This window comes from Bartonella sp. ML69XJBT, assembly GCF_028618515.1.
Classification (GTDB): domain Bacteria; phylum Pseudomonadota; class Alphaproteobacteria; order Rhizobiales; family Rhizobiaceae; genus Bartonella.
Genome location: NZ_JAQITB010000044.1, coordinates 1 through 9,768, shown reverse-complemented (window position 1 = coordinate 9,768; position 9,768 = coordinate 1). Strand labels below are relative to the sequence as shown.

The 9,768-nt window shown below is 42.8% G+C and carries 12 protein-coding genes and 1 pseudogene; 2 read left to right on the top strand and 11 right to left on the bottom strand.

Annotated features, from left to right (window positions below; genetic code table 11):
* The 5 genes and pseudogenes from PVV68_RS08935 to PVV68_RS08915 all read right to left on the bottom strand — a co-directional run.
* A pseudogene (locus PVV68_RS08935) lies at positions 1-1,144 on the bottom strand (phage tail protein); the annotation flags it as partial.
* Positions 1,141-1,245: a GpE family phage tail protein gene (locus tag PVV68_RS10745; RefSeq protein WP_273721220.1), complete on the bottom strand. Its 105-nt coding sequence runs from the start codon at positions 1,243-1,245 to the stop codon at positions 1,141-1,143. The pseudogene PVV68_RS08935 and the gene PVV68_RS10745, both read right to left, overlap by 4 nt.
* 8 nt (positions 1,246-1,253) lie before the next feature.
* A complete protein-coding gene (locus PVV68_RS08925) occupies positions 1,254-1,538 on the bottom strand; it encodes a phage tail assembly protein (protein WP_273721180.1) in 285 nt (94 codons plus the stop codon).
* Position 1,539: 1 nt separating this feature from the next.
* Complete coding sequence (locus PVV68_RS08920) at positions 1,540-2,046, bottom strand: phage major tail tube protein (protein WP_273721178.1); 507 nt, start codon at positions 2,044-2,046, stop codon at positions 1,540-1,542.
* Positions 2,046-3,281 carry a phage tail sheath subtilisin-like domain-containing protein gene (locus PVV68_RS08915; RefSeq protein WP_273721176.1) on the bottom strand — a complete coding sequence of 412 codons (1,236 nt, stop codon included), beginning with the start codon at positions 3,279-3,281 and terminating at the stop codon, positions 2,046-2,048. The genes PVV68_RS08920 and PVV68_RS08915 overlap by 1 nt, the downstream gene beginning before the upstream one ends.
* A gap of 357 nt (positions 3,282-3,638) precedes the next feature.
* Between PVV68_RS08915 and PVV68_RS08910 the strand changes: the two genes are divergently transcribed.
* Positions 3,639-4,157, top strand: coding sequence for a Rha family transcriptional regulator (locus tag PVV68_RS08910; RefSeq protein WP_273721174.1), 519 nt, complete (start codon positions 3,639-3,641; stop codon positions 4,155-4,157).
* Between the two features lie 168 nt (positions 4,158-4,325).
* On the top strand, positions 4,326-4,577 hold the full coding sequence (locus tag PVV68_RS08905) for a type II toxin-antitoxin system Phd/YefM family antitoxin (RefSeq protein WP_342752690.1): 252 nt from the start codon (positions 4,326-4,328) through the stop codon (positions 4,575-4,577).
* 66 nt (positions 4,578-4,643) lie between these two features.
* Here PVV68_RS08905 and PVV68_RS08900 read toward each other — a convergent pair whose 3' ends face one another.
* The 6 genes from PVV68_RS08900 to PVV68_RS08875 all read right to left on the bottom strand — a co-directional run.
* Complete coding sequence (locus PVV68_RS08900) at positions 4,644-4,952, bottom strand: HigA family addiction module antitoxin (RefSeq protein ID WP_273721170.1); 309 nt, start codon at positions 4,950-4,952, stop codon at positions 4,644-4,646.
* Between the two features lie 10 nt (positions 4,953-4,962).
* Positions 4,963-5,241: a type II toxin-antitoxin system RelE/ParE family toxin gene (locus tag PVV68_RS08895; RefSeq protein WP_273721168.1), complete on the bottom strand. Its 279-nt coding sequence runs from the start codon at positions 5,239-5,241 to the stop codon at positions 4,963-4,965.
* A gap of 101 nt (positions 5,242-5,342) precedes the next feature.
* Entirely contained in the window at positions 5,343-5,531 is a 189-nt protein-coding gene (locus PVV68_RS08890) for a hypothetical protein (RefSeq protein ID WP_273721167.1), read from the bottom strand.
* 135 nt (positions 5,532-5,666) lie between these two features.
* Positions 5,667-5,909 (bottom strand): hypothetical protein, encoded by a 243-nt coding sequence (locus tag PVV68_RS08885; protein WP_273721165.1) that lies wholly within the window; start codon positions 5,907-5,909, stop codon positions 5,667-5,669.
* A 9-nt stretch (positions 5,910-5,918) separates the two neighbouring features.
* Positions 5,919-7,187 carry a Bgr_08870 family protein gene (locus PVV68_RS08880; protein ID WP_273721163.1) on the bottom strand — a complete coding sequence of 423 codons (1,269 nt, stop codon included), beginning with the start codon at positions 7,185-7,187 and terminating at the stop codon, positions 5,919-5,921.
* A gap of 13 nt (positions 7,188-7,200) precedes the next feature.
* Positions 7,201-9,768: DUF4815 domain-containing protein (locus PVV68_RS08875; RefSeq protein ID WP_273782922.1), on the bottom strand; the 2,568-nt coding region annotated here is incomplete at its 5' end.

The following is a 9,768-nucleotide window of genomic DNA, read 5'->3' as shown; positions in this document are numbered from 1 at the left end:
CAATGAGCCAACCAATAGGGGTGGTCATCATAGCATAGCCAAGGCTAACAAACGCTACTCCTACGGCTGCTAATGCGGCAATGAGTGGACCAAAAATAAATGAACCAAGGGCGACAAGACCTATCTTTAAGAGGGTTATTTCACCAATTAAGGGCTCTAGCCATCGAAACCAGCCTTTAATCCTCTCTGTGAGATCACTAATACCTTTTCTCAAATCAGAAGTAGGATCAAGCAAATCCTTCAAAGTTTGTTTTAAGGTTTTAGCCCAGCTTGCCACGGTTGTTTGGATAAGATCACGGTTTTCATCAATCAGCTTTGAAAAACCATCAATCATATCATTGATCACAGGCATGAAACGTGCGCCAATAAAGCTCGCAATACCGCCTATTTTTTTCTTAAAGGCACCAAGCTTGTCGCTTAAATCTGCTGCATAGCGTGCAACATCGGCACCTATCAGCCATTTTCCTTTCCGCGCCTTTGCAAAGAGTTCTTTAATGGGTGCCATGCCTTGTGAAAGCATGGCAGCCATTTCTTTACCATCTCCACCAAACAACAGCGCAGCAATACGCTGCCTTTGTGCTTGATTTTTCATGTTACTCATTTTTTCGGTAATTTCTTCCAACAAAACGGAGTTTGATTTGAGTTTACCAGAAGCATTTTTGACAGAAATACCAAGGGCTTCAAAGCCCATAATGCCTCTTTTTTGTCCGGCATATGCTTGCGCAGAACGCCTATTTAAGGTTGCTAAGGATTGTTGAAAGAGTTCGGCGGAATATCCTGAATTATCGGCTGCATCTCCCCATAATTGAAGTGCCGTAACACTCATGCCTAAATGGTGAGATGCATGATAAAGACTATCGCCCATATGCATGGTTTTCATGGTAACGGCGGTCAAACTTGCCACAAGTCCACCCCCAGCAAGCCCTAGGATACCGGTAAAGACCGAAGCACGGCTTGCCGCTGTACCAAGAGCACTTTGAACGCTATAAAGGCTTTTTGTCATGTTTTGTACAGCAGCAGAAAAGCGCGGAATACTCAAACTATGGGATAATTTCTTAAAATGCTCTTGTATACGTTTGAGAGGCTTGGTAAGTTGGTCTTCAAGAGACAACTTTACCTTTGCATCAGCAACTTTTTCACTCATTTTATTTTATACCTTTCTGCTGCTTGTTTTCGCCAGAATATGAGTTCTTGCGGTTCCATTTCCATCATCTCTGAAAGAGACCAATGGAACACAATGGCAATATCGGCAATCAGTTTAGCGGCGGTTTCCCAGTCGAGGTTTCCCGCCGTTTGATAAAAGATTCCAAAATCTCTCCAATGTTTGAGAGATCATTGATATCGAGTTCACTGATCGCCTCATGCGGCCATCCAGAAAGACGTGCAATCATAGCGATTGTTTGCTCTATGCCTTCTTTTTTGTCGATGGCTTGCAAATCTTTTGTTTTGGGGCGTTGTAAGGTAATTTCAGTACGCTCTTTTCCTTCAAATGTGATAGGAACAAGCAATTGATGTGTAACACTTTTTTGTACAGTCATTTTATAATCCTATGTTTTCTCTATGGTCTGCGAGTTGATTGACACCATTGAATTTTCTCACCAAGTTGAGGACATCTATCTCAACGATTTCAACGTCTTTCTGGACATATTTGAAATACTGCAATGTGAAGGTAGCTGTAGAAGTTGCTTTGCCTCCCGGTTGCCATTCTGCCATTTCAAAACCTTTGCAAAGTCCTCTCATGGTAATGATAACCCCTTCTGCGGGTGTCCCTTGCGCTTGCATTGAACTGCGCAGAGAGATGTCGACATCGGTGCGCCCCAACAGCGCCATTAATTCTGGTGAACAATCAGAAATGGTCATGGTGAGGATGAGGGTTTCAAGACCAAGGTCAACCTCAATGGCGCTATCTATGCCGCCGCCGCGATAACTTTCAACAACCAAGTTCAAATTCGGCAATGTTACGCTTTCACACTTTGCTTGATAGGGAATGCCATCGACATAAATGTTAAAATATTTTAGAACCCTTGGTAAAACAGGTACAGTCATTAAAAGATCTCCTCTAGGTAATCATTGATGATTTGTGAACGGAAAGTGATATGTTCTGCTGGTGTTGTTGGTGTGAATTCCACATTGAAATAGACTCTGCCGCCTTCAATGGCGCTTGCTGTATTAAGCTCTGGATCCGGTGTACAGCGTCCCCCAAGAATGGCGCCTTGCGCTTTTAAATCACGCAAATAAGCATTGACGCTTTCACTCACATCATTCAGATAGGTCTTTTTGATATTGCGGTCGACAGCCCATAGATGCCCGCGCAAAATGGCATCATTGATCATATCTGCGGTTCTCACCACCGATAAAAAGGCAAATTTTGTATCGCTTGAAAGGGTGCGATTGCCCCAGAGGCGATAGCCGTTTTCACGGATGATGGTTGTGGTGTTTTGTTCGTTAAGAAGGTTGGCACGGCTTGATCTGTCCCCAATGGAAAAATCAATGGGGCGCGCAATACCAACAATGCCATTGATCACTTTGTTTGAAGGTGAATGCCAAAAGCCATGGGTAAAATCATTTTTAGCAATGACCCCAGCAACCGCTGCACTTGCTGGTTCTTCTAAGATTTTGCCATTGCGATTAACTTTGACAAATGGATCAATGAGAATGGCGCGTTTTGAATCAAAATCCTTTGCTGCACTAAGGGCTGCTTCATCTGTTGTGTTTGGAGAATCAATCACCACAATCGCACGCAAACGCTCTGCAATGCCAATCAATTCTGCTGCAACGGGGTTAGATGTTGTACTGATCTCAGTTTTGGCACTATCGCTCGTTCCATTCTCTTCAATGGTCACACTGGATGGGCGTTGATGGGTAAAGCCTGGCGCAATCAGAATACGTGGTGTTTGTCCCACAACAGATTGTGCTCCAATAAAAGCATGAACACCTTCATAGGCGCCATATTCGTTCACACCACCTAGAACATTGGTGAGTGTTGCATTTTCATTGTCTCCTTCTTTCACACGGATGACAACAACAATTGCTCCCACTTGCTTGAAAATAAGATCAAGAGCATTGGGTAAAGTACCGCGTCGTTTGCCTGTTTTGTCTAGTTTTGCGGCTTGTGAAAGAGAACCTGCGACCAAAACGGGTGTGTTAAGAGGAAATGCTTGCTCATCGGCATCGGGCGCTGTGCCAACAATCCCGATAACTGCCGATTGTACCGCGCGAAGGGGACGGGTGCCGTCGTCAACTTCGACAACTTCAACACCGTGTAGAAAACCTGTTGCCATACTTTATGCTCCTTTAAATGAGGGGTGAATGAAAATGAATGGGAAAAATGAGAGGTAAAGAGCCGCTCTGACGAGCGACTTGACAAAAACTTTAAAACCGTTAGATTCATACAAAGGTGCTTCAAAAACATCTTAAAACAACAAGCGGATTGGTTACCGAAATAATCAGTCTTCTGTGCATTAAAGACTTTGACTCATTATATGCTACGCGCATATAATAGTGGGGTCGGGTGTGGTTATGCCATAAAATACCCTTTCGAGGGGAAAGTATAACGACGGGCTTGTTGCCGTGTTTTTGAGCACCCGGCATTCTTCATTGAGTGTCAATCAAAAACATTAGTCAACAAGGAGTTCATCATGAACAATTTAGTAACAATCGACAATGCTGGTATTGCTGTCACAACCTCTTTAAAAATTGCAGAGGGTGTAGGCAATACGCATAAAACAGTTATACAGCTTGTACGTCAAAACATTGAAGACTTTGAAGAATTTGGAAGGGTCGCATTTGAAATGCTACCCTTTGGAACCAAAGGTGGAAGACAAAAAAGAGAAGTTGCTATCCTCAATGAACCACAAGCAACTTTACTCATGACCTATATGCGTAACAATGATACGGTGCGTGCATTCAAAAAAGCACTCGTCAAAGCTTTCTATGATTTAAAAAACCAATTAATTGATAATGACCGTGATACACGCTTTGATTTTCCAAGCAACTGGGATGAGATGTCTCCAACCGAAAAGGCTGTCTACATTTATGGACCTCTCCATATGCATTTTGTTAAAGCCTTTACGTTAGTAGAAGAGAGCAAACACTACAAAATGCTTGTTGAAGAAGCCAAGAAAGTTTTAGAAAAATCCATTGTAAAAGCGGCTTAATTAAAAAACATAACCTCTCTTCCCTGCTTCTAAGTGGGGAAGAGTTTAGTAGATTCCCTTAAAGAAGCTTATTCCAATTACAAAAGTGTTCTCCAGTACGTTGTAAAATCTCTTTACGCAATACATATTATACGTATAATACGTATTATTTATTAAAGGGCTGTACTGATAAAAAAATATAGTTTTACAGATGTAAATCGCGGGGCGGGCGATATTTTAGACGAAGCTATGTCAAAGCCTGTTGCTTTAACGAAACGAGGGCGTGAAAAAATCATTATGCTTCCTGTTGATTTATATCATGAATTAATAAAAGCGCGCTCTCACGCACAGTCTTTTTCCTATGCAGATGCACCGCAATCTATATTAGACGATTTAGATCGTGGTCTAGATGACATTTTGAATAGCGATGACCATGTTTAAAGCAGGGGATGTCATTATTTATCTAGTATTTCATAAAACATCGTCTCTAGAGATTGAGTCACAAAGTCAAACAGCGTGAAGTGTTGGAACTTTGCTAACATTTGTTTCGCGTTCAGCATGCCACGCATCATAATTGGCTTGCATACGTAACCATATAGCAGCTCCATCACCAAACATTTTGCCAAGACAAGCCGAAATAGCAGGAGAAACAGGTTTTTTTGCGTTCAGAATATCGTAGAGATGTTGGCGTGATATACCAAGCATCTGCGCAATTTCTGATTTTGTTTTGCCTGTTTCAGGAATAATTTCTGCTAAAACTTCTCCTGGATGAGTAGGACAACGGTTTTTATCTCTTTGTGCAGGAATGTCATTCATAACTGTATCCTTAGTGATATTGTTCAAGATCAACACGGTAAGCATTACATGAGTCAAATTCAAAGGTAATACACCATGGTCCGTTAACGTGGACAGTGTAACGAGTGGGTGAATATCCAATCAAAGAATGAAAGTTGAATCCTGGAAGATTCATATCTTCTGGTCTTTCAGAAAAATCTAAACGATCAAGACGAACCATGATACGTTTTACAAGTTTCTTATCAATCTTGGATGAATTTCCCGTTTTGAATAATTCTGCCAATGTTTTGCTTTTAAACGTTTTAATCATTCTTTTATATAGCGTAGAATACTGTTAATGTCAACAAATAGCTTACATTGTAAGTGCTAAAATGGAAAAAACAGTAACATCCCATTAGAAAGCCTAATAACTTAAACTTGTTTTTCTTTTCTCCACCTCATGCGTAAAGAGAAGCACAAACTTATGGAGGGGATAAATTTGCACGTCAACATCAAGGATTTTACAACCGCATCAAAGGTTGTCTGATCAAATATTGCTAAAAACTCAGATCCCTTGCCATTCTTAATAAAGCGAATACGAAGTTTAAATTTTATTGTCATTTTGCTCTCCAAATCAATGAAGAGACAATAACAAGCATCTACACTCTCTCATAAGCCTGACACTGTCAGTCAAAAAAGACTTTAAAATCATACAAAGCCCGCTTATACAACAAGCATTCCTATAACTTAGCTTATTTACCTTTTTTGTGGCTCCCCTATAGGTAGCTCTATGATTGCGTCTTTCTCTACTGGTTGCGTAGATGCGGATTGTTTTTTGTTTTCATCCAATACGGGAGGAGAGAACACTCCGTCTTTATAAGTCCAACCAATTTGCGCTTTACTTGAGGGGATAGCCTCACCACCAAAGGCGTGAACATAATTCTCAGATGCGACAATAATATTTGTTACCACACCATTTTCAACAACCGCATACTCCATGCAAACCTCCTATATAAAAAATCTAAACAAAATTGCGCCATTTCCGCCATCACCACTGTTATAATTTTCTGCATCCTTTCCAGGAAAATAACCGCCGCCACCGCCACCAGCATCACCAAAAAGAGAGCTTCCACCGTCACAGCTTCCGCCATTTCCACCATTACCGCCAGAAAAAATAAAGTTTTGAATGCCGGAGTAACCTCCTGTTCCTCCTACTCCCACTGTTTTGGTATTGCCGCTACCCTGAGAGCCTATATTCCCACCATTGGCAATGAGAACGCCTTCAATAATCGTTGCACCCCCACTACCATTTTTACCGCCACGACCAATTTGGATATTTTTTGCTTTTCTAAACTGAGCTCCTTTGATTTTTACGCGGACACATTGTCCTCCACCGCCTCCACCGCTACCGTAGTAGGTATATGTGGTACGACCGTTATAAGTATTTTTTAACCAACCTCCAGTCCCTCCACTGCCGCCGCCCCCCCATGCCCATATTTCTATTTCTGTGTCATCGCTAAAACCTTCAGGAAAGGGTATAGGACCACTTTCTGTCATAAGAATTTCAACAGGCTTTTTGACTAATGAAGCTATTAATTTATCCACTTGTGATTTGGTATAAACAGCTTCACCATCAACGGTTAGTGGTCCTTTCAGCATGCTTCCGTTTGCGCTTAAACGGGTAACCACTGCTTCTGAGGTTGAAAGACTTCTTCTAAGCCAGATGGAGCTGGCGGATAAATCAACTGATGGAAATGCGCTAAATAGTGAATTATCGACGATCTCCAAACCACCACTCATGCTGACTTTGCTGGTAAATTTGTTGTAACTTTGCCATTCATTTGGGCTTGCTAGGCGTCCATAGGCTGTAAGATCTTCATTAATCTTGGCTCTAAAATCATCAAGCCCCACGATATCTTCTGTTTTATGTTGATGGGTACCTAACAGCGAAATGGCACTGCCAAAAGTAAAATTATTATTGCTTGATTTGTAAAGAACATAATTGTTGGCTGCGTCCTTAGCGCCCTCGATATCGCTTAAATCAGCAAAAGTGAAGGTTTTATCGGCTGCCATCTTGCCATTAAGGGCGCTTTCTAAACCCGTCACATCACTGATTGTGTGCGTGTGTTTTAAAGGTGCTTTTTCGTCTATCTTTTCCTCAACATCGGCTATTGCCTGATCAATTTTGGTCAAGTTTTCCCGCAAGATGGGGAATTCAGAACTGATAAAACGTCCTTCTTTAGGCAATTCCATGTCGAGTTTTTTGGTTTTTGTCATGTGTTTTCTCCCATCACAATATGCCGGCGCCAAAATCACGCACCATGGACCGTGCAGAAGGTCCACCAGTAAGGGTGAGTTTGAGACGTGCTTGTTTTCCTGTTTTGTCACCACTGATAAATTTTCGTTCTGTCCAAAGCGGTTCAGCGAGTTGTTCTGTCTCATCCAGTTTTAAAGGGGTGAAAGCGCCATCATCCAGCTGCATTTCTAGTGAAAAGGTTGCTCCGCCCGGTAAAAAGGTTTTGATATAACTGGTCAGCCTTGCCTTTTCCCCAAAGGCAAAAGCACGCGTGACATAAGTGGCTGTTTTATGAATCTTTCCTGCAATCAATTGCACAGGGGCAAATAAGACGGGTGAAAGCTTCTCTGTCCCTTTGAGAATAGCGCGAAGCCTTACCTTTTCACTGATATATTCACTAAGGCTTAGCAATTGAAAGGGCAGCAGTTGATAAACCGTGCCGTTATTGCGTTCAATTTCAAACACAACAGAACACTCGCTTGAAGGTAACTCAACGGCTGCACGGATTTGCAAATCAGAGCAATCCACAAGATCAAAACTGCCTAAATCTACGGTTTTTTCTGTTTGCCTGTAGCGGGCTGCCAGCACTCGAAAGGCTAAAGCTTCATCTTGATGGGCTGTCCAGCTCCTCGCATTGACAGAGGAAAAGCGTGGACCGGTCACATAAGGGTGACTCGAGACGTATCTCTGGTGTTCTGCATCAAAATCTCCAAGCTTTGCCAGTGAGACAGAATGATCAGCATCATCTGTCTTGATAACAAAAGCCGTTAAGCGGTCATCCATCACAAGGAGTGGTACATCATAGTGTGCCTCTGCCCACCCTTCCTTTGCGCCCTTCATGGAATAGGAGGTTTGTGCTTGGATATCGGCAGTCGGATAGCCATTTTCAGTGGTGACCAAATCAATCACCAGATCATGGGCTTGATTGCCAATTTTACAAAGATGGAAATCAATACCTGTGATTTGACGTGTTTCATCGGGGGTAAAGACTTGAGCTTGCGGATCGACTTGTGTCCAGATTTTCACTGTGGTGGTGCGCCGCATCACCTTCACATCAATCACACCTTGACCGGTAAAAAGCCCTGTTGCAATGGTTCCTCCTTTTCCCCGTGCCACAACATTCTTTGTCCCAGCCGTAATGTTTGGAGGAATCGTGAAACTCCCTTCAAGGATGCCTTTGGTGTTAGCAACAAGCTTTGTTTTTGGTAAAACATTCACACCATCAAAGCTAAGGCTTTCCAAGATTTCGCTACTGCCAAAACCTTCAATCTTAAAGTTCACCTTAATTTGCCTTAAGAAATCGATTTGTTCTTGTGTCGCACGCACCAAGTCATCACGGATTTCTGTCCTACGTACGCTACTGCCACGGTGTGTTCCCATATTGAGTTGATTGGTGACACCAGAGAGCCAATCGGTGCGCTGTTCATGCCAAAAGTCTGTTGCGGGGGTAAGGGTGACTGTACCAGGCAGGGGTGCAAAATTTTGATAGGGGTTGATTTTTTCGCAAGCCGTTGTCAACTCTTGCGCAATAATCACTTCATTGGTCCAGTCAAGCGTGACAGGTGCGTTCAAGGGGGCAGTATAAAAAGTTGGCTCAATGGCAAGCTGCAAAATACCATTGCCGATAGCCCCCGTTTGTTCAAAACCTTCATCTCTATAACTGTCATCAAGAAAAGGGTCAGCAAACATGCCTTTTTTGGCAACGGGTTCTTTAGAGTCAACATTGCTTTTAATGCGCTCTAATTGCATCAAGCGGTCAAGCGAAAGCACCCGTTGAAAATAACGCCACATCTCATCATAAGGGGCAACACGTGTGCCATCATTGACAACAAGGGGCGTTTCAAGCCAATTGTTGGTGATGGTGGCAAGAGAGAGCACATCATCAGGGACACTTGGTGCCATGGGTTGGTCTGATGAAACCCCTTTGATGTAAACCACATTGCCCCCTGTGTTAAGACCAATACGGTCAATGCGGGGGAGTTTGTAAGTGTAACTGATAATGATATCACCATTCTCAGCACCCCCTGAGACGGTGATTTCCTGTGCTGTGACTTTATCAGCCTGCACCCGTGCACGATAACGATACGTCACCCTATAACTGCTCCCCGCTAAAGGTTCATCCCCCACAGGTGCCCAATCAATGGTGTCACCGGTTTTTTTAAAATCTGTGCCTTCTTTAAATTCCTTGCTTCCTTGAACGACTTTGATAAACGCGGTGATGCTTTTATCCGGCACACCATCACGCCCGGAGGCAACCGCACCACGGGTGACGTTAACGGTTTTTTCTTTTGTCAACAAAAGAGACTGAATATCGGCAATAGGAAAATAATAGGGTTTAAAGGTAAAACTTGTTTTCCCTTTTGAAGGCGCAAAAATATGCGTTTCGCTTGGAACAACGCTTGTCGAAAAATCTTGCACCTCTTCATGGCGCAAGGCGGCTAAGCGTTTGCGTTTAAAGCCATTGATATTGGCTTCTCCTTCTTGAATACTAAAGACTTGGCAACCGTTGTTTGGTCCCAATGCGCTTACACGGCAACCACTCACGATATAATGCCCATGGGC

Bases quoted from the DNA above. Each gene is read 5' to 3' on its own strand.
- PVV68_RS08910 (WP_273721174.1), top strand. From the start codon at position 3,639: ATGAACAATTTAGTAACAATCGACAATGCTGGTATTGCTGTCACAACC.
- PVV68_RS08900 (WP_273721170.1), bottom strand. From the start codon at position 4,952: ATGAATGACATTCCTGCACAAAGAGATAAAAACCGTTGTCCTACTCAT.
- PVV68_RS08925 (WP_273721180.1), bottom strand. From the start codon at position 1,538: ATGACTGTACAAAAAAGTGTTACACATCAATTGCTTGTTCCTATCACA.
- PVV68_RS08920 (WP_273721178.1), bottom strand. From the start codon at position 2,046: ATGACTGTACCTGTTTTACCAAGGGTTCTAAAATATTTTAACATTTAT.
- PVV68_RS08915 (WP_273721176.1), bottom strand. From the start codon at position 3,281: ATGGCAACAGGTTTTCTACACGGTGTTGAAGTTGTCGAAGTTGACGAC.
- PVV68_RS08880 (WP_273721163.1), bottom strand. From the start codon at position 7,187: ATGACAAAAACCAAAAAACTCGACATGGAATTGCCTAAAGAAGGACGT.
- PVV68_RS08895 (WP_273721168.1), bottom strand. From the start codon at position 5,241: ATGATTAAAACGTTTAAAAGCAAAACATTGGCAGAATTATTCAAAACG.
- PVV68_RS08885 (WP_273721165.1), bottom strand. From the start codon at position 5,909: ATGGAGTATGCGGTTGTTGAAAATGGTGTGGTAACAAATATTATTGTC.
- PVV68_RS08890 (WP_273721167.1), bottom strand. From the start codon at position 5,531: ATGACAATAAAATTTAAACTTCGTATTCGCTTTATTAAGAATGGCAAG.